Genomic DNA, 18,390 nt, shown 5'->3' on the forward strand with positions numbered 1-18,390 from the left:
GGCATTCTTGTGGATGTTCATCCGGTCCCTCCCTTGGGGCTGAAGCGTCGCAACCTCAGCTTCCTCGGTTCGGATCGGATGGACAACCTATGGAAAGCTCACAGCTAGAGCAGTATCGGCTTTCCCGGAGTCGCCCTCGCGACTCGGAGCCGATGACACTGCTCTCGAACCGGAACTGGGGCGACTTGCCGAAGGCGGAAGCGCTCTCGGCGCGAGCCCGCCCGCGCCGGCGGACCGGGCCCGTCACGGCACGCCGGCGGTCCCGGCCTTGCGGGCGACGGCCGGCGCGCGTGCCGCGATCGGCAGCAGGACGGGTCCGGCCGGCACCGGTGTGCCGGTCCCGGCCCGCGCCGGGACGGCCGAAAGCTCGACGGCCAGCGGCATGCCGTCGGTCGGGGCCCAGTCCCGCCTTCGCGTTCCGTCCGGGGCGACCTCGACGAGCCTGAGGCGGAAGGGGCCGTCGAGCAGCGTCGCCGTGGCGCCGCCGACCTCGCGGTCGAAGGCTTCGGGATCGAAGCGGCGGCTGCGACGGACCAGGGCGGCGCCGGCCGGCGAGGCGCGGACCTCGTAGCGCACCGTTTCGAGTCCACCGGCATCGCCGAGCGCCGGCCGCACGAAGGCGATGGCGTCGGGACCGGCCCGGAACGCCGCCGCCGCGCCGCCGTCGGGGCCGAGCCCGTAGGGGACGGCCTGGGCGAGGTCGTCGCCGAGCCGGCCGATGGCCTGCATCCAGCCGTCCGCCGCCTCGACCGTGGCCTCGCCCCGCCCCCAGCGGGCGGCGAGGCGGCCGGCCAGGGGCAGCACCACGGCCACGAGGGCGCCGGTCACCACCAGGGCCGCCAGGACTTCGATCAGGGTGAACCCCGCCCGGGGGTCAGCGCGACGCATCGTCGATCCGCAGCGCGTCGAGCTTCAGGCGGCGGCCCGCCGGCGTCCGCACCGAGACCGACACGCGCCGCAGCACGACGTCGGCGGGCGCGGCCTCCGGCGACGCCCCGGCGAAGCCCTTCGGCGCCGCGATGCGGATGGCGGAGGGCGTGGCATCCGGCTTGAGGTCGTTCGCCGCTTCGTCCTGGCCGGTTCCCCCCGGCGCCGGCGCCACGTCCGACGGCAGCTCCAGCAGGGTGACGGACGTGGTGCTGCGGTCGGCGGCGTAGCCGAGCTGGCGGGCGTCGGGCGGCAGCGCGCCGCCGGCCGCGACGTCGCGCGCCAGGGTGATGCCAGAGACGACGTCGAGCGGCATGCGCGCCGCGCTCCAGGCCCCGGCGAGGGCGCGGGCCAGCGTCGGCAGGAGGAGGCCCGCCACCACGAGGGCGACCAGGGCCTCGACGAGGGTGAAGCCGCGGCGCCGGCGCGCCCGGCGCTCAGCCGCCGGCGACGATGTCGACATGGCCGTCGGCCCAGTTGACGCGCGCCCGCAGCACCCGGTCGCCGCGCGCGAAGCGGAGCACCGCCCCGCAGCCCGAGCCGTCGGGCCGGAACAGCACGGCGGCTTCGCCGCCGCCGTCGCGGCAATTGCCGCCCGCCGACAGGCTGAAGGCCACGTCGCCCGGGATGGCGACGGCGGCGGTGCCCGCCGTGAGGCGCCTGCGGCCGGCGTCGAACCTGGCCGCCACGGGATGCCCCGTCACCAGGGCCGCGGTGCGGGCGTCGCGGAGCAGGGCGGCGCTGGAGCCGACGAGGGCGGCCAGGCGCGCCTGCGTGGTGCCGGCCGCCACCAGCGGATAGGCGAAGGACAGCAGCAGCAGGGCGATCACCAGGGTGGCGACGGCCTCGATGAGCACGAAGCCGGCCCGCCGATCAGTAGCTGGCGATCTGGTTCGCCCCGCCATCGGCCTCGCCTCCCTTGCCGCCGGGGCCGTTGGAGGTGATGTCGTAGGGCCTCCCGTTCCCGCCCGGCGCCCTGTAGGCATAGGGGTTGTTCCAGGGGTCCTTGGGGACGGCCGTGCCCTTGATGTAGGGGCCGCCCCAGCCCTGCACGCTGGCGGGCCGGGTATTCAGCGCCTGCAGGCCCTCCTGCGTCGTCGGGAAGCGGCCCGCATCGAGGAAGAAGAGGTCGAGGGCGTTCTTGAAGCTCTCGATCTGGATGTGGGCGGTGCGCACCTTGGCCTCCGCCAGCTGGCCGAAGACGCGTGGCGCCACGAGGCCCACCAGCAGGCCGATGATGGCCAGCACCACCAGCATCTCGACCAGCGTGAAGCCGGCCTGCCGCGCCGCGACCCGCCGCAGCCGGCCGGCGCGGTCGCGCAGCGCGACCCCCTTGTCGGTCGTTCCGTCCATGCCCGCCTCGCTTCCCGTCACAGGACCGCCTGGTTGACGCTGACCAGCGCCGACATGATCGTCACCATGAGGCCGCCGATCAGCCCCGCGATGACCAGGATGGCCGTGGGCCCGATGACGGCCGCGAGGCCGTCGAGCCGCTTCTCCAGTTGAACGGCGTAGAGGTTTCCGGCCTCGCCCGCCACCTTGGACAATTCGCCCGTCTCCTCGCCGATGCGGACCATGCGCACCGCGACGGGCGGCAGCAGCGTGACGGTGCCGAGCGCCTCGTGCAAGCGGCCGCCGCGGCGGACGGCATCGCCCACCGTGGCCAGCATCGCCCGCCCCTCGGCGCCGACCGCGTCCTGCAGCACCTTGAGGGCTTCGGTCAGCGGCACGCCCTGGCCGAGCAGCACCGACAGGTTGGACAGGAACCGGGCGGTCCGCCACAGCCGCCAAACGCCCGCGATCCCCGGAACCCGCAGGAAGGCGGCGAAGAGCGCGGCCCGCACGGACGCGGTGCGCCAGGCGAGGAAGCCCGCCAGGAACAGGGCGGCGAGCCCGGCTTCGAGGTTGGTCTCGTTGGCGATCAGCCCGTCCGACAGGGCTAGGACGAAGCGCACCAGGGCGCCGGGGTCGCTGCCCGAATCGGCGAACAGCCCCGAAAAGTTCGGGATGACGTTGACGAGGAAGAACACCAGCACGCCGACCGCCGACACGATGAGGAAGGCCGGATAGCGCAACGCCCCCGTCACCTTCTCGCCGAGGTGGTGCGAGCGTTCGCGCTGCGCCGCCACGGCGGCGAAGACCCCGTCGAGGTCCCCGGTGGCGTCCGCCACCTTGGCCATGGCGACGATGTCCTGGGTGAAGACGCCGGGGTGGCGTTCGAGCGCCTGGACGAAGCTCGCGCCGCCCAGCACCTCCCGCCGCACCGCCAGGACGATGCGGCCGAGGCGGGCCGGCTGGCCCTGCGCGCTGAGCGCCAGCGCCTCGTCGAGCGGCAGGCCCGAGCGCAGCATGAGGGCGAGTTCGCCGAGGAACCGGGTGATGGCGCGCGGGCTCGGGGCCGAGGACAGCAGGCCGTCGCCGTCCTCCTTCAGCCGGTCGAGCGACTGCAGCATGATGCCACGGGTGCCGAAGTCGGCCGCGGCGGCGGCCGCGTCCGAGGCTTCGAGCTCGCCCGCGAGGCTGCGCCCGTCCGGGCCCACGGCGGTGTAGCGGAAGCGGGGCATCAGCCCGGGCCCCGGCGTGCCATGCGGGACGGGAAGCCGCTCACCGCAGCGCCGCCACGCGGAACACCTCGTCGACGGAGGTCACGCCTTCGAGGCAGCGTGCCTTGCCGTCGTCGACCAGCGTCGCCATGCCGCCGGCGATGCCGGCGCGCTCGATGGCGGCGTCGTCCGCGCCGCCGAGGATCTCCCGCCGCACGGCCTCGGTCACCTCCAGGCATTCGAAGATGGCCCGGCGGCCGCGATAGCCGGTGCCGCCGCAGCGCTCGCAGCCCACCGGCTCGAAGATCGCCGTGCCGGGCGCGAGGCCCAGGCCGACGATGCGGGGGTTGCGCTCGGCGTCGCTCGGCCCGACCGTCACGGGCCGGCGGCAGTCGACGCAGAGCGTGCGGATCAGCCGCTGGCCCACTACGGCCGACAGGGTGGAGGCGATGAGGTAGCGCTCGACGCCGATGTCGACGAGGCGCGTCACCGCTGCCGCGGCCGTGTTGGTGTGGAGCGTCGTCAGCACGAGGTGGCCCGTGAGGGAGGCCTGCACGGCGATCTTGGCGGTCTCGGGATCGCGGACCTCGCCCACCATGATGACGTCGGGGTCCTGGCGCATGAAGGCGCGCAGCGCGGTGGCGAAGGTGAGCCCCACGGCGGGGCGCACCTGCGACTGGTTCACGCCGGGGATCTCGTATTCTACCGGATCCTCGACCGTGAGGATCTTGCGGGTCGAATCGTTGAGCGAGGCCAGCGCGGCCGTCAGCGTGGTGGTCTTGCCCGAGCCGGTCGGGCCCGTGACCACGATCATGCCGTGCGGCTGGGTCAGCTTGTCGGTCAGCACCGACCGGTCCCGGGCGTTGAAGCCGAGGTCGGCGAAGGCCACGAGGCGGCCGCCGCGGTCCAGCAGGCGCAGAATGGCGGCTTCGCCGCGCGTGGTCGGCATGGTGGCGACGCGCACGTCGAAGTCGCGCGACCGCACCGTGATGCGCATGCGCCCGTCCTGGGGCTGGCGGTGCTCGGCGATGTTGAGCCCCGCCAGGATCTTAATGCGGGACACGAGCGCGCGGGCGGGTGCGGCCCGTGGCGCCGGGATGACGCGCAGCACGCCGTCGACCCGCACCCGCACCTGCACGTCGCGGCCGAGCGGCTCGACGTGGATGTCGCTGGCGCGCAGCGCCACGGCCTGGTCGAAGACCTCGTCGAGGGCCCGCACCACCGGGGCGCCGCTGGCGAGGTCGCGCAGGCTGTCCGAATTGTCGCCGGCGTCCTCGCCCCGCCCGGCCTCGCCCGCCCCGTCCGTGCCCTCGCCCGCCTCGGCCCGCACCGCGGCGTCGAGCGCGATCTCGACGTCCTCGAAACTGGCGATCTCGAGCGTGACGGCGCCGCCGAGCGTCACCGCCACGGCGTCGATGGCGTCGGCATCGAAGGGGTCGGCGGCGGCGAGGCGGGGCGATCCGTCGGCATCCCGGTACGGAAACAGGCCGACCTCGTGAAGGAAGGGGACCGAGAACTCGCCGGCCAGCGACGTGCCGCGCCGCATCGCGTCGAGGCTGGCGCGGGGCAGGCCCTCGGTGCGGGCCATCAGGTCGGCGAAGGCCGCCGGCGTCAGCCGCGACGCCGCGAGGAAATGCTTGCCCCAGGACACGCGCCCGCCCGCCCCGGCGCGAGTCGGTTCGGCCTGGGCGGCCGCCAGCAGCCCGCCGTTAACCATTTTCTCAGCAAAGGCCCTGTGGTCCATGGCGGCGGAGGTCCGAGTGAACTGGACAGCATCGCAGCGTTACTCTAGCGTTAACATCCTCGTCTAGTAGGAAAAAACTAGGGCCTGCGAGGCGGCGAGGCCGGCGAAATGTCGCTGTCCACGAACTAGTTTGGAATCGATGCTTGACAATCACGGTTTCACCTCATTCGGCCCGCCGTCGGTTACTTCGGGCCGTGGCCTCGGTCGTCGTGGCTGCGGGTGTCGCCGGATGTGACGGGCCGGGCTCGCCGAACCTCGCCGCCGTGGCGCCGGCCGACAACATCCCGGCGGTGGATTTCGCGGCCCGCGGCCCCGTGCCCGGCGGCCGCTACGGCAACGTGACGGGGTCGCCCCGCCAGGGCGCCGAAGTGTTCCGGGGCTCGGCACCCGTGTCGGGACCGGTGCCGGCCGCCACCAGCGCCGTGGCGGTGCCGGGCGTCGCGGTGCCGGGCGGGGACGCCGAATCCGCCGTGGCGGTGGCCGACGGCAGCATCGTGCCGGCCGGCAACGGCTACCAGCTCAACTTCGAGAACGCCGACGTCGGTGCGGTGTCGAAGGCGATCCTGGGCGACATCCTCAAGGCCAACTACCTCGTCGACAAGCGCGTGGTGGGGCAGATCACCCTCACGTCGTCGCAGCCCGTGCCGCGGGCGAGGCTGGTGCCGCTGCTCGAGACCGCTCTCGCCTCGCTCGGCGCCACCGTGGTCAAGGACCAGGACCTGTACCGCGTCGTGCCATCGGCCGACACCGGCGGCATCGGCCCCGTCACGGGGCGGGATGTCGGCGAAGGCTATGGCACATCCGTCATCACGGCCCGCTACATGCCGGCCGCCAACCTCGGCAAGCTGCTCGAAGGCTTCGGCAGCCGGCCGGGGTCGATCAAGACCGACCCCGGCACCAATCTCGTCATCATCTCGGGCACGGCATCGGAGCGCCGCGCCGCCATCGAGGCGGCCGCCACCGTCGACGTCGACTGGCTCCGGTCGAAATCCGTCGCCATCCTGCCGGTGGCCAATGCCGCGCCCGACACGATCATCAGCGAACTCAACCGCATCATGGACAGCGGCGAGGGCGGCATGGCCCAGGGCGCCATCCAGCTCCAGCCGATGAGCCGCATGAACGCCGTGCTGGCGGTGGCCCGCACCGCGCAGGGCATCGACATGGTGCGCCGCTGGGTGGCGCGGCTCGACCGCGGCGACAGCGCGGCGGCGGGCGTCAAGGTCTACAAGCTGCAGTTCGCCCAGGCGAAAGCGGTGGCGTCGGCGTTGAACGACCTGTTCGGCGCGGGCGGCGGTGGCGGCGGGCAGGGCGATTCGGACAAGGACCAGCTCGAGCCGAGCGGCTTCGGCTCGGTCACCTCCACGGCGCCCGCGACCGGCACGGGCCGGTCCAGCGGCAGCGGCGGCGGGAACGGCGGCCTGGCGACCGGCGCGGCGTCGGGCGCCGATGCCGCCAACGGCGGCGCGGGTTCGCCCTTCGGCGTGCTGAAGGCCGCCATGGCGGGCGGCGGCGGCGGCGCCAGGGCTTCGACGGCCGACACCGACGCGTTGCGCGGCGGGGGTGGGGGTGGCGGCGCCAAGGTGCGGGTGACGGCGGACCCGAGCAGCAATTCGCTGCTGATCAACGCCAGCCCGGCCGACTACAAGCTCGTGGAACGCGCCATCCACCAGCTGGACCGCCAGCCCGTGCAGGTGGACATCGAGGCGACCATCGCCGAGGTGACGCTGACCGACCAGCTGCAATACGGCGTGCAGTTCTTCCTGCAGGGGAACCGCACCCTCGGCCTGAGCGGCGCCCAGAACCTCCAGGTGTCGAGCCTCAACACGGCGGGCCTCAACCTCCTGGCGGGCGGCCTGTCGAGCCCCCGCGTGCTGGTGAGCGCGCTGCAGGGCTACACCAACGTCAAGATCCTGTCCTCGCCCTCGCTCGTCGTGCTCGACCGGCAGCCCGCCGTGCTCCAGGTCGGCAACCAGGTGCCGATCCTCACCCGCACCGCGCAGTCGACCGAGAACGCCCTGTCCCCGGTGGTCAACAACGTGGATTACAAGGACACCGGCATCATCCTGAACGTGCTGCCCAAGGTGAACGCCAACGGCGTCGTAACGCTCGACATCGAGCAGCAGATCAGCGCCGTCGTTTCCACCGACTCGACCACGCTGACCCCCACCATCTCGCAGCGCCGCGTGCGCTCCTCGGTGGCGGTGGCGAACGGCCAGACCGTGATGCTGGCGGGCCTCATCAGCGACACGCGCTCGAACGACCGGTCGGGCATCCCCGGCCTCGGCTCCATCGCCTTCCTGAACGACATCCTGACGAGCCACGATTCGGCGGTGAACCGGACCGAGATCATCATCTTTATCAAGCCGCAGATCATCTCCAATGCCGCCGATGCCGAGCAGGTGACCGAGGAGTTCCACGACCGGCTGCTGTCCATGCAGCGCACGCCGGAGCGGCCCATCGTGCGCCGCTACTGAGCGGGGGGCGGCATGGCGAACCACGCTGCCGCGGAGGCCACGAAAGCTGCCGCGGAGGCCACGAAAGCTGCCGCGGAGGCCGAGACCGTCACGGCGGAGGCGCGGGCCGACGCTGCGGGCGAGCGCCGCGCCGCGCGGCCCGGCATGGTGGACCGATGCGCGATTCCGGCCGGCTGGGCCGTGGCTTTGGCCGCGCTCGGGCCGCCGGTGCTGTCGGCCGGGCCCGCGCCGGTGCCGGCGCTGATCCCCGCCCTGATCCTGGTCGCCGCGCTGCTCTGGTGGGTGGCGGTCGTGGTGACGGTCCGGTCTGATCTCGCCGCCTTCATCATCCCGGACGGGGCATCCGCCGCCACCGCGGCGCTGGGTCTCGCGGTCGCCGCCGGCGTGCCGCTGCTCGGTGGCGAGGGCGCCGGGGCGGCCGTCAGCGCCGTGTCGGGCGCCGTCGCGACGGGGATCGGGGCCTTCGCGCTCTTCGCCCTGGTCGACGTCGGGTTCCGCCGGCTCGGGCGCGACGCCCTCGGCTTCGGCGACGTCAAGCTGGCGGGGGCGGCCGCTGTCTGGCTGACGCCGGGCGCCGCCGCCCTGGCCCTCGAACTCGCGGCGCTCGGCGCCATCGCGGCGCTGCTGGCGCGCCCGCGCGCCGGACCGCTGCGCGACACCGCCGTGCCCTTCGGCGCCTTCCTGGCGCCGGCGGCCTGGCTGGTCTTCGTGCTGGCTCCCCTGGTGCCCGACGGGATCCTGCCCCGATGAGGGACGGCCGGCGGGGCGCCGCCCTCTTCATCGTCCTCGTGTTCTCGGCCTTCCTCGCCGGCCTCGCGGCCGTGGCGACGCGCACCGCCACCAGCGGCGCCCGGGCCGCCGCGGCCTTCGCCGACGGCGTCCGGGCCGACGAACTCGGGCGCGGCGCCGGCGCGGCCCTGGCCTACCGACTCGCGACCGGGGACGCCGCTGCGCGCCGCGGCGGGGCGGTGGCGCTCCGCCTGCCGGGCGCCGACGTCACCATCGACTACCTGTCGGAATCGGCGCGGGTCGACGCCAACCTCGCGCCCGTGGCCCTCCTCGCCGCCCTCGCGGGCGCGGCCGGGGCCGACCCGGCCGAGGCCGAGGCGCTGGAGGCGCGCGTGACCCGGTTCCGGGCCGAAGCGGCGGCCCGCGCCGCCCCGCCGCCGGCTGCCGACGGCGGCGACGCGTCCCCGGCCGGCGGGCTCGCGGCGCTTCGGGCCGCCGTCGACGCCCTCGGCCCGGCGCGCAAGCCGCCGCCGACGGCGCAGCCCGCCGCCATCCACGACACCGCGGAGGTGGCGCAGGCCTGGGGCCTGTCCGACGCCCTGGCGCGCCGCCTGCTGCCGCTGCTCACCGTGTCCAACGGCACCGCCACGGTGGACCCCGTGCTGGCGGGACGCACCGTGGTGCTGGCCCTGGTGGGCGGGGACGAGCGGGCCGACGACTACCTGCAGCGCCGCCACCAGGGCTTCGCCGACAAGGATTCGGCCCTGGCGCTGCTGCCCGTGCCGTCGCGGGACTTCGTGGCCTTCAAGGACGTGGCGTCGGTGCGGGCCGTGGCCCGCGTCAGGCTGGCGGACCGGTTCGAGCGCCGCTACGAGATGATCCTGGCGCCGCCGCCCGGCCCCGCCGCCGGCACACCGGCACCGGGGGCAGGGGCGACCCCGGACGCGTCGCCGGCCGGGCAAGACCAGGGGCAGGCACAGGGGCAGGGCCGCCGGCCCGTCCCGGTCGTCGTGGCCTGGCGCAAGCTGCCGTGACGGGGACGCCATGCTGAACACGATCCGAGGCGCCTGGACGTGGTTCGTCGAAGGGCTCGTCGAAGCGCTGCTCCGCCTCGTCGACGCCACGCGGCGGTCGGCACCGCTGCGGATCGCCCTCGGCGACGGCGCCGGCGAGGTGACCACGGCCGGCGGCAGCCGCCTCGGCCGGCTGTCGGGCGAGGGGTCCGGCTTCTCCCCGCCCGACCTCGCCCGCCGCCTGTCGGGCGGGTCCGTCGACCTCGTCATCCCGGATGGCTGGATGCAGCGACGCCAGCTCGAGCCCGTGGCGGTAGCCAGCCGGCCGTTCCTTGACGCCTTCGTGCGCCACCAGATCGAGCGGATCACGCCCTGGCGCGTCGCCGACGCGCATTACCGCATCCTGGACCGGCCGTTGCCGGACGACCCGGCGAGGCTCGCCGTCGCCGTCGCGGTGGTGCCCAAACGGCTCGTCGCCGAGCCGCTGGCGGCCCTGCAGCCCCTCCATCTCCGGGCGGTGCGGCTGCGCTGCGCCGGCGATGTCGCGGGAGCCCATGCGATCCCGGTCGGCGGCGGGCGGCCGCAGTTCGCCGCGCGCCTGCGGGCCGGCGTCGTCTGGGGACTGGCGGCTCTGGCCCTCGCCGTCGTCGGGTCCGTGGCGGTCTGCGAATGGCAGGCGTCCCTCGTCCGCGACGACATCGACGCCCAGGACGCGGTGCTGGCGCAGCGCAAGGCCGTCATCGCCCGGGCGCGGCGCGGCGGCGATGCCGGAAGCGAAGCCGCGGCCGGGCTCCGGGCCCTGCGCGACGGCCGCAAGCCCGCCGTCGCGGTGCTCGACGCGCTCGCGGCGGCCCTGCCCGACTCGGCCCACCTTTCGGCGCTGTCGATCGAGGCGGACCGCCTCACCGTGGCGGGCCTGTCGACCGCGCCTTCGGCCCTGGTGCCGGCGCTGGAAACCTCCGGCGCCTTCGCCGACGTGGCCTTCGGCGCCGCCACCACCCCGGCCGAGGGCGGCATCGGGGACCGGTTCAGCCTCGAGATGCGGATCGTGCCGCCGCGCAGCGACCACGGCGTTTCGCCGCCCGATGCCGCCCGGCCGGGAACGGGACCGTGACGGCCCGTCCCCCCCTCGTCACGCTCGGCCGTCCGCTCGGCGCCGCGCTGCTGCTCGGGCTGCTCGCCCTGGTCGGCCTGTCCGCCGTGGCGGTGGGCTGGGCCGATCTCGCCGCCGCGACGGCGGAGCGCGACGCCAAGGCCGACCTGCTCGAGCGCGGCGCCGCGGCGGGCCGCAGGGGCGGTCCCGCGAAGCTCGCCACGCCCGCCGCGGATCCCTTCGTGGCGGCGGACTCCCCGACGCTGGCGGCCGCCAGGGTCGACGCCGACCTGCGGACGCTGGCGGCGGCGTCCGGGTTGTCGCTGCGGGCGAGCCGTGCCGAGGTCAAGCCCGCCGAAACCGCGGGCACGCCCGACCCTTGGACCCGGATCGAGGTGCAAGCCTCGGTCGAGGGGCAGAACGACGCCCTGCAGGCATTCCTGGTGAAGCTGGAGACGGGGCTGCCCGTGGTGCTGGTCGACGGCCTGTCGGTCGAGCCCGCCGAAGCCGAGGCCGGCGGCGCCGCCGACCCGCAGGCGCCGCGCCTGCACGCCAGCCTGACGCTGGCGGCCTTCTGGCGGCCGTCGCAGAAACCGGGGACCGCAGCCGCGCCGCCGACCCGCTGATGAAGCTCCGGCCCGTGTCTGGACGACACGGGCCGGATGGAGAACGAAGCGTTTGCGGACGGCCGGCGTCGCAGTGGAACTCCGACGCCGGCGATACGAACCCCTGGGTGACGGCTCCGTCGGAACCGCCTGGGCGGTTCCGAGCCGAAGGGACCGCCCTCGGTCCGCGGCTGGAGCGGGTTCGCCGAGGGCGAAAGCGCTCTAGCCGCCGGTGGCCTTGAGCAGCGCGGAGAAGCCCGGGCCGCCGTTGGCGCCTTCGGGGAAGAACACGCCCTTGGACGCGTTCACGCCGCCGTAGACGACATTGAGGACCTGGCGCGGCGTGCGGGCGAAGACGAGCCCGTTGGCGTCGGCCGGGGTGATGTTGGCCGGGGACGGGAAGCCGCCGGCGAGCGTGCTCTGGTCGGCGCCGATGGCCTGGTCGTCCTGGGCGCCCGACAGGGTGGCGCGGAGCTTGGAGATCAGGGCCGTGGCGTTGTTGAAGAACTGGTTCTGCTGGGAGAACAGCAGGGTCCGGATCGTCGCGGCATGGTAGGCCTCGACGGCCAGGATGCTGGCGGCGGCGCCGAGGTAGGTCTTGTTGGTGATGAAGGGCGCCGCGCCGTTGTAGGCGGTGGTGCCGACGTCCTCGAAGACATAGGCGGCGAGCAGGAAGCTGAAGTCGTCGGCGTAGGGGTTGAAGCCCGACGGCAGGCCGGCGGCGGCGGCGAGGGCCGTGAAGGACGAGTCGAGCGAGATGATGGGCTCGGCCACGGCTTTGCTGCCGAGGGCGCTCTTCAGGAAGATGACGTGGTTCTTCTCGTCGTTGGCGATCTCGGCGGCGATGTTCTGCACCACCGTGTTCTTGAACGGCACCTTGCTGCCGCCGCGGACACCGCCGCCCTGCGTGCCGATGCCGCCGGTCAGCGACGCGTCGAGGCCGACGCCGTAGACGGCGCGCTGGTAGAATTCCGCCTCGAGGTACTCGAGGTTCAAGGCGAAGTTCAGGATGGCGACGTCAAAGTCGGCGGTCTGGGCCTGGGCCTCGCCCGACGTGACGGTGGCGAGGGCGGCCAGGGCGGTGCCCATGCCGGCCGTCTTCAGGAAGGCCCGACGTCCCGCTTCGAGGTTGATGGGACGCTGGCTGCCGGCGCCGTCGTGCTGCTCTTGGTCAGACATGATGATCTCTTTCCCCCTGATACTTCCGTTCGGTGCGGCGTGTCCGCCCGCCACCGCTGAATGTCCGTGCCCCACACTTAGGCTAGAGCGGGAAACGCGCCCGGCAAGATGCTGGCGGAACCGCGGCTGAATTCTGTGGGGCGCGTCGCCGACCGTGGCAATTCTGCATCGGCGGCGCCGGCGTCGCGCCCGGCCCGGCGGCATGCTATGCAGGGCCGTCCGAAACCCTGTGCGGAGCCTTCCCGATGCCGTCTGTCGCGATCGGCCGCGCCGTCCGGGCCGCGGCGACGAGCCTCGCCGGGGCGGCGATCGTGTCGGCCGCGCTCGCCGGCGCCGGTCCCGCGGCGGCGCGGGCCGCCGAGCCGGACGGCTTCGCCGCCATGGTGGACCGCCCCCTCTTTTCGCCGACGCGGCGCCCGCCGCCCGCACCGATCGCCATGCCGCCCGTCGCCGCGGCGCCGCCCGCCCCGCCGGCCCCGGCGATGCCCGATGTCGCGTTGAGCGGCGTCATCGCGGGCGGTGGCGGGGGGGTGGTGCTGCTGCGCCGCCCGCAGGATGCCGCGCCGATCCGCCTCCGCCTCGGCGGCCAGGTGGACGGCTGGACCCTCGCCGAGATCCGGCCGCGTGCGGTCGTGCTGCGGCGCGACGACCGCGCCGTCACGGTCGACCTCCCGGCGGCGGCGCATTAGGCTGGCGGCCCTCCCGCGGGACGGCGCGCGCGGAGACCGCCGCCGCCGCCGCGGGCGTCACAGCCCGAGGTCGCTCAGCCCGGGATGGTCGGCTGGGCGGGGGCCGGACGGCCAATGGAACTTGCGGTCCCGCTCGGCGATCGGCAGGTCGTTGATGGACGCGATCCGTCGCGCCATGAGGCCGCGCGCGTCGAAGGCCCAGTTCTCGTTGCCGTAGGAGCGGAACCAGTCGCCCGCAGCGTCGTGCCATTCGTAGGCGAAGCGCACCGCGATCCTGTCGTCCGTGTAGGCCCACAACTCCTTGATGAGCCGGTAGTCGCGTTCGCGGTCCCATTTGCGCGACAGGAAGGCCGCGATGGCGTCCCGCCCGGCGAAGAATTCGGCGCGGTTCCGCCAAGCGCTGTCTTCCGTGTAGGCGAGGGACACGGCGGCAGGGTCGCGCCCGTTCCAGGCATCCTCGGCGCGGCGCACCTTCAGGGCGGCGGTTTCGGCGGTGAAGGGGGGCAGGGGCGGGCGCTCGGACATGGGGGCTCCAGGCGGGAGGGACGGCCCGATGATGGCGCATCCCGGCCGCGGGGCAAGCGGGGTGCGGGCGGGCGTTCGCACCTTCTTAACCCTGATGGACGATGGTCGGTCATCGCTTCTCGACGCTTAACCGAATCACCCGACCCGACGCTGGAAACGACACCGCCGATCGTTGCGTGCATGGCGACGCGGTCTCTCCCCACGCCGATCGAACCGACCGCGGACCCGAGCCATGGGCATCCATCCCGAATTCACGTCCTTCGAGCGCCGGTCCGCCAACCTGGACGAGGCCCGGCGTACCATGTGGCTCTGGGCGGAGCCCATCGTCATCGACCGTGCCGTCGACGTCTACGCGCGCCTCGTCGACGAGACCGGGACGGTGGCGATGGCGCGCAAGCACTGCCGGCTGTGGCGCGCCGTTCTGCTCGAGCCGACCGCGACCGTATCGCCCGTGATCGATGACCTGCGGCGCGCCGCCCACGGCCTCGGGCTGCCCGACACGCTCGTCGAGGACGTCAACGACCTGATCCTCGAAGAACTCGTCGACATCGTCATGAGCCGCTACCGCACGTCCCGCAACAGCGCCAAGGCCTTCAGCATGGTGTTGATGACGGCGACCTCCTGCCTGGGCAGCGTCCGCTTTTCCGTCTGACAATTGTCGCCTTCCACCGTCGGACGACTTGCGCAACGCTTCGGGTTGCGCGACCATCCCGCTACGGCCGAACGAGACCGGTCTCGGACCGGCTGCCGGGTGGAAGAATGCGATCCATGGCGCGACGGTGGCTTCACCATGATGCCTGAGCGGGTTGTCGGCGGGGACGATGGCCTGTCGGTGCGGTTCTGGGGGACGCGCGGCTCGCTTCCCATGCCGGGCTCCGACACGATCGTGTACGGCGGCAACACCTGCTGCGTCGAGGTGCGGCTCGGCGACCGTCTCTTCGTGGTGGATGCCGGCAGCGGCTTCGAGGCGGCCGGGCGCGCCCTGGCGCTGCTCGGTTCCGGCTCCGGCCGGGTCGACCTTCTGCTCAGCCACCTCCATCACGACCACATTTCGGGGCTTCCGTTCTTCGCGCCCATCCTGAAGGGCCCGGGCGAACTCCGCGTCTTCTGCGGCAACCTCGGCGGCGAGAGCGCCGCGGCCGCCTTCGGCACGATGTTCGCCCCGCCGCTCTTCCCCGTGACGCTGGATGTGCTGCCGGGCCACATCGCCCACGTCGGGTTCCGCGCCGGCGAAACCCTGACCTTCGAGGACGGCGTCTCTGTCGCCACCTGCCCGCTGCGCCACCCGGGCGGCGCCACCGCCTACAGGTTCGACCACGGCGGGCGCAGCGTCTGCTACGTTTCGGACATGGAACACGTCGACACCGGCCCCGACGCGGACGTCGTGGCCTTCTGCCGCGGCGCCGACCTCGTCATCTACGATGCGATGTTCACCGAGGCCGAACTGTCGCGGTGCCGCGGCTGGGGACATTCCACCTGGAACGCCGGCGTGGACCTGTGCCGCGCCGCGGGCGCCGAAGCCCTGGCGGCCTTCCACCACCACAAGGGCCACGACGACGCGGCCCTGGCCGCCATCGAGGCCGAACTGGCGGAGGCGCTGCCCGGCTCCTTCGTGGCGCGGGAAGGGCAGACGCTGACGTTTCCGGCGCGCCGGTCGCGGGAGGGCGGCGGGCTCGTGTCGGCGCGCGGCGGCCGGCGACGGACCGGGGAACCGCCGGAAGCGCGGCTGCCGGGCGCCCGATCGCCGGCCGGCCGCGTCAAGAACCCGCATTTCGAACACGGCTGACAGCGCGTGAACCGATGCCCTTCTGTTCGGAACCGAAGAGGAATTCCGCACCGATTCCGGAGGGGCTTCGGGCACGGGTCTGGTACGGTGACGAAGGTAGGGGCCGCGCCGCCGCGCCGGATGGGACGTTCGGCCGGTGTCCCGCCCTGTCGGCGGGGCGCGCCGGAACGGCGCCACATGTAGAGTACGATCGGCTTTCTCCGAGTCGCCTCGGCGGTTCCAAGCCGACCGAACGGTTCTCGATCGGGAGCCGGAGCGTAGGCGCCGAAACCGCGCGCGACCGCTCGTTCATCGGCCCGACAGCCGTCTTGGGCGATGGTCCGGCGCGGCTCCGGTTTCGGTGGGGCGGTGCATTCTGGTGCTGGAGCGGGTTCGCCGGGGGCGGTGGCGCTGCGGCGTGATCGCAGTCGGGCGGGCCTTGTCGAAGATCGAGACGCAGATCACCAGCAGACAGCTCCCGGCCTGGCTCCGTGGCTTCGTGCGGAACCGCGAGTCCGGCCTCGTGGTGGCGGCGCTGGTGATCGGCATCGCCAGCGGCGGCCTCGTCGCCCTCATGGGCTGGATCGTGCAGCATCTGCACGAGGTCCTGTTCAACCTGCCCGCCGGCCAGCGCCTCAGCGCGACCTTCCACGTGCCGCGGTGGCGCGCCCTCCTCATCCCGATCCTCGGCGGCCTGGTGCTGACCGGCATGGCGCGCTACGCGCGGCGCATGTCGGGCCGGCTCGCCGACGCCATCGAGGCCAATGCCCTGTTCGGCGGGCGCCTGTCGCTGACCGGCAGCCTGCTGGTGACGGCGCAGACCATCGTGTCCTGCGGCACCGGGGCCTCGGTGGGCCTCGAGGCTGGCTACGCGCAGATCTCGGCGGCCGTGGCGTCGCGGCTCGGCCTGTCGCTGGCGGCGCGGCGGGGCGACCTGCGCCTGCTCGTCGCTTGCGGCGCGGCTGGCGCCATCGCGGCGGCCTTCGGGGCGCCGCTGGCGGGCGCCTTCTACGGCTTCGAGGTGGTGCTGGGCACCTACACGGTGTCGGCCCTCGCGCCCGTCGCCACCAGCGCCCTCGTGGCGAGCCTCGTGGCCCGCAACTTCGAGGGCACGGCCTTCCTCATCCGGCCCGGTTCGCTGTCGACGCTCGGTGCCGGCGACCTCGTCCACATCGTTGCCATCGGGGTGCTGTGCGGCTTCGCCGGCATCCTGCTCATGCTGGCGGTGGCGGGGAGCGAGACGGCCTTCAAGCGCCTGCGCATCCCGGCCCCGTGGCGCACGCCCATCGGCGGCGCCATGGTGGGCGGCATGGGGATCCTGACGCCCCAGGTCCTCGGGGCGGGCCACGGCGCCATGACGATCGACCTCGTGGCGTCGCTGGCGCCGCTGACGCTGGTGGGCCTCATCCTGCTGAAGGGGACGGCCGCGGCCGTGTCGCTCGGCTCCGGCTTCCGGGGCGGGTTGTTCTACGCCTCGCTGCTCATCGGCGCGCTGATCGGGCGTCTCTATGCCGACCTCGGCTTCCAGCTCTACCCGGACCTCGCCTTCGACCCGGACGTCGCGGCCTTGACCGGCATGGCGGCGCTCGCCACCGGCGTCATCGGCGCCCCCATCACCATGACGGCGCTGGCGCTCGAAACCACCGGCAACTTCGCCATCACGCTGGCGGCGCTGATCGCCGTGGTGGTGTCGTCGCTCATCGTGCGCGAACTCTTCGGCTATTCCTTCGCCACCTGGCGCTTCCACCTGCGCGGCGAAACCATCCGCGGCCCGCACGACATCGGCTGGATGCGGGAGCTGTCGGTGAAGACCCTGATGCGCCCCGACGCCCGCACGGCGCCCCAGGACCTGTCGCTGCGCGAGGCGCGCCTGAAGTTCCCGCTGGGCTCGGTGAAGCATATCGCGGCGGTGGACGGCACCGGGCGCTACGCCGGCATGGTGATGCTCGACGACCTCCACACGGCGCCGCTCGACCGCGGCGGCGACCCGCTGTCCACGCTTTGCCGCTTCACCGACCGCATCCTGCAGCCCTGGATGACGGTGCGCGAGGCGCTCGACCTCTTCGAGAAGAGCGAGGCCGACGCGCTGGTGGTGGTGGACCACGAGGCGACGCGGCGCGTCATCGGCACCATGACGGAAGCCCACGCGCTGCGGCGCTACGGCGAGGAACTGGAGCGCCTGCAGCCCGACAGCGTGCTGCGCTGACCTGACGGTCGGCTCAGGACCCGATAAGGCCCCGGCGCTTCGCCTCGCGTCGCGCCACGGCATGGACGTCGGCCGCGACATCGCCGGGGTCCTTCGGCCCGTGTCCCTCCTCGACCCGGCCGGGCATGAGGTCGCCGTCCGCCACCACGTAGGTGAAGACGTGGCCGGTGGCGGTGTGGCGCAGGCGCAGCCGCTCCGTCCCGTCGTCGAGCCATTCGATGTCGTCCATGAGCCCTCGTCCCCGCCGTCGCCGCTCTGAGGCTCCGTCAACGCCGGGCCGGGTGCGGTGTTGCAGTGGCTTGCCGCGGCGGCGGCGCGCGCGCCATCATCGGGCAACGCAGACGGGGGAGGACGCCATGGCACGGACGCTGGAAGCCGATATCCTGGTGCCGACGCTGAAGGCCCTGGCGCGCCACGGCCGCATGAACGCCGCCGCCCGCCTGTCCCACCTCAGAACCGTGATGGCGCTGTCGCCGGAGGACGAGCAGGTGGGGGAGGGCGGCGAGACGCGCTTCGCCCGCACGGTGCGCGATCAGGTGCTCAACCGCCACGAGGTCGGGAACATCGTGGCCGAGGGCTACGCCACCTACCACATCGGCGTCGGGCTCTGCATCACCGACAAGGGCCGCAAGCTCATCTCGCGGTGATGGGGGCGACGTCAGGCCGGTCCGGCGCGGTCGGCGCAAGGGCGGCGGACGGATGCGTCCGGCCGGTCCGCGACGTGCCGCCCTGGCACTCACCATCCGGGCTTGCAGTGGAAGCCCGAAGGTGACGCAACGTCCTTGGCCTGGCGCGAGCGGGCCGGGAGCGTCACCGGCCGTGAAATTCCGGAGAAAATCTGACCCCGCCTTACGCGTCAAACGTGCATTAGCTTGCTATTACAACCGAATCTGTGGTT

Annotated in this window: 19 protein-coding genes; 10 read left to right on the forward strand and 9 right to left on the reverse strand. The window is 73.6% G+C overall.

Annotated elements, in window-relative coordinates:
• Positions 1-243: 243 nt before the first annotated feature.
• The 6 genes from D3272_RS18895 to D3272_RS18920 are packed head-to-tail and all read right to left on the reverse strand — an operon-like array spanning position 244 to position 5,187.
• A complete protein-coding gene (locus D3272_RS18895; protein WP_129220775.1) occupies positions 244-888 on the reverse strand; it encodes a PulJ/GspJ family protein in 645 nt (214 codons plus the stop codon).
• Positions 875-1,390 carry a type II secretion system protein gene (locus D3272_RS18900; RefSeq protein WP_129220776.1) on the reverse strand — a complete coding sequence of 172 codons (516 nt, stop codon included), beginning with the start codon at positions 1,388-1,390 and terminating at the stop codon, positions 875-877. Before D3272_RS18900 ends, D3272_RS18895 begins: the two co-directional genes overlap by 14 nt.
• On the reverse strand, positions 1,365-1,832 hold the full coding sequence (locus D3272_RS18905) for a hypothetical protein (protein WP_129220777.1): 468 nt from the start codon (positions 1,830-1,832) through the stop codon (positions 1,365-1,367). The genes D3272_RS18900 and D3272_RS18905 overlap by 26 nt, the downstream gene beginning before the upstream one ends.
• Positions 1,801-2,280 carry a type II secretion system major pseudopilin GspG gene (gene gspG / locus D3272_RS18910; protein ID WP_129220778.1) on the reverse strand — a complete coding sequence of 160 codons (480 nt, stop codon included), beginning with the start codon at positions 2,278-2,280 and terminating at the stop codon, positions 1,801-1,803. Before gspG ends, D3272_RS18905 begins: the two co-directional genes overlap by 32 nt.
• A 17-nt stretch (positions 2,281-2,297) precedes the next feature.
• Positions 2,298-3,491 carry a type II secretion system F family protein gene (locus D3272_RS18915; RefSeq protein WP_129220779.1) on the reverse strand — a complete coding sequence of 398 codons (1,194 nt, stop codon included), beginning with the start codon at positions 3,489-3,491 and terminating at the stop codon, positions 2,298-2,300.
• A gap of 40 nt (positions 3,492-3,531) precedes the next feature.
• Positions 3,532-5,187, reverse strand: coding sequence for a GspE/PulE family protein (locus D3272_RS18920; protein ID WP_245496673.1), 1,656 nt, complete (start codon positions 5,185-5,187; stop codon positions 3,532-3,534).
• A gap of 221 nt (positions 5,188-5,408) precedes the next feature.
• On the opposite strand from D3272_RS18920, the gene gspD reads away from it, so the two are divergent.
• Genes gspD through gspM form a run of 5 tightly spaced genes read left to right on the forward strand, consistent with a single transcriptional unit; the run spans position 5,409 to position 11,149 of the window.
• Complete coding sequence (gene gspD / locus D3272_RS18925; RefSeq protein WP_165361418.1) at positions 5,409-7,688, forward strand: type II secretion system secretin GspD; 2,280 nt, start codon at positions 5,409-5,411, stop codon at positions 7,686-7,688.
• 12 nt (positions 7,689-7,700) lie between these two features.
• The gene (locus D3272_RS18930; RefSeq protein WP_129220782.1) at positions 7,701-8,438 is read left to right on the forward strand and encodes an A24 family peptidase; all 738 of its coding nucleotides are present in this window, start codon (positions 7,701-7,703) and stop codon (positions 8,436-8,438) included.
• A complete protein-coding gene (locus D3272_RS18935; RefSeq protein WP_129220783.1) occupies positions 8,435-9,451 on the forward strand; it encodes a type II secretion system protein GspK in 1,017 nt (338 codons plus the stop codon). The genes D3272_RS18930 and D3272_RS18935 overlap by 4 nt, the downstream gene beginning before the upstream one ends.
• Before the next feature lie 10 nt (positions 9,452-9,461).
• Complete coding sequence (locus D3272_RS18940) at positions 9,462-10,544, forward strand: PilN domain-containing protein (protein WP_129220784.1); 1,083 nt, start codon at positions 9,462-9,464, stop codon at positions 10,542-10,544.
• Positions 10,541-11,149: a type II secretion system protein GspM gene (gene gspM, locus D3272_RS18945; RefSeq protein WP_129220785.1), complete on the forward strand. Its 609-nt coding sequence runs from the start codon at positions 10,541-10,543 to the stop codon at positions 11,147-11,149. The genes D3272_RS18940 and gspM overlap by 4 nt, the downstream gene beginning before the upstream one ends.
• Before the next feature lie 201 nt (positions 11,150-11,350).
• Here the strand turns inward: gspM and D3272_RS18950 are convergent, their stop codons facing one another.
• Complete coding sequence (locus D3272_RS18950; RefSeq protein ID WP_129220786.1) at positions 11,351-12,307, reverse strand: ferritin-like domain-containing protein; 957 nt, start codon at positions 12,305-12,307, stop codon at positions 11,351-11,353.
• 245 nt (positions 12,308-12,552) lie between these two features.
• On the opposite strand from D3272_RS18950, the gene D3272_RS18955 reads away from it, so the two are divergent.
• On the forward strand, positions 12,553-12,996 hold the full coding sequence (locus D3272_RS18955) for a hypothetical protein (protein WP_129220787.1): 444 nt from the start codon (positions 12,553-12,555) through the stop codon (positions 12,994-12,996).
• Positions 12,997-13,053: 57 nt separating this feature from the next.
• On the opposite strand, the gene D3272_RS18960 is transcribed toward D3272_RS18955, so the two are convergent.
• Positions 13,054-13,521, reverse strand: coding sequence for a nuclear transport factor 2 family protein (locus tag D3272_RS18960; RefSeq protein WP_129220788.1), 468 nt, complete (start codon positions 13,519-13,521; stop codon positions 13,054-13,056).
• A gap of 232 nt (positions 13,522-13,753) precedes the next feature.
• Here D3272_RS18960 and D3272_RS18965 point away from each other — a divergent pair, with 232 nt between their 5' ends.
• The 3 genes from D3272_RS18965 (at position 13,754) to D3272_RS18975 (ending at position 17,492) form a co-directional block, all read left to right on the forward strand.
• The gene (locus D3272_RS18965; RefSeq protein WP_129220789.1) at positions 13,754-14,173 is read left to right on the forward strand and encodes a hypothetical protein; all 420 of its coding nucleotides are present in this window, start codon (positions 13,754-13,756) and stop codon (positions 14,171-14,173) included.
• 138 nt (positions 14,174-14,311) lie between these two features.
• Complete coding sequence (locus D3272_RS18970) at positions 14,312-15,307, forward strand: MBL fold metallo-hydrolase (RefSeq protein ID WP_245496674.1); 996 nt, start codon at positions 14,312-14,314, stop codon at positions 15,305-15,307.
• Between the two features lie 397 nt (positions 15,308-15,704).
• Positions 15,705-17,492 carry a chloride channel protein gene (locus tag D3272_RS18975; RefSeq protein WP_245496675.1) on the forward strand — a complete coding sequence of 596 codons (1,788 nt, stop codon included), beginning with the start codon at positions 15,705-15,707 and terminating at the stop codon, positions 17,490-17,492.
• Positions 17,493-17,505: 13 nt separating this feature from the next.
• On the opposite strand, the gene D3272_RS18980 is transcribed toward D3272_RS18975, so the two are convergent.
• Positions 17,506-17,721: a hypothetical protein gene (locus tag D3272_RS18980; RefSeq protein ID WP_165361419.1), complete on the reverse strand. Its 216-nt coding sequence runs from the start codon at positions 17,719-17,721 to the stop codon at positions 17,506-17,508.
• 127 nt (positions 17,722-17,848) lie between these two features.
• Between D3272_RS18980 and D3272_RS18985 the strand changes: the two genes are divergently transcribed.
• Positions 17,849-18,139, forward strand: a complete 291-nt coding sequence (locus tag D3272_RS18985) for a hypothetical protein (protein WP_129220791.1) — start codon at positions 17,849-17,851, stop codon at positions 18,137-18,139.
• The last annotated feature ends 251 nt before the right edge of the window (positions 18,140-18,390 follow it).

The sequence above is a fragment of the Lichenibacterium ramalinae genome (assembly GCF_004137085.1).
Classification (GTDB): domain Bacteria; phylum Pseudomonadota; class Alphaproteobacteria; order Rhizobiales; family Beijerinckiaceae; genus Lichenihabitans; species Lichenihabitans ramalinae.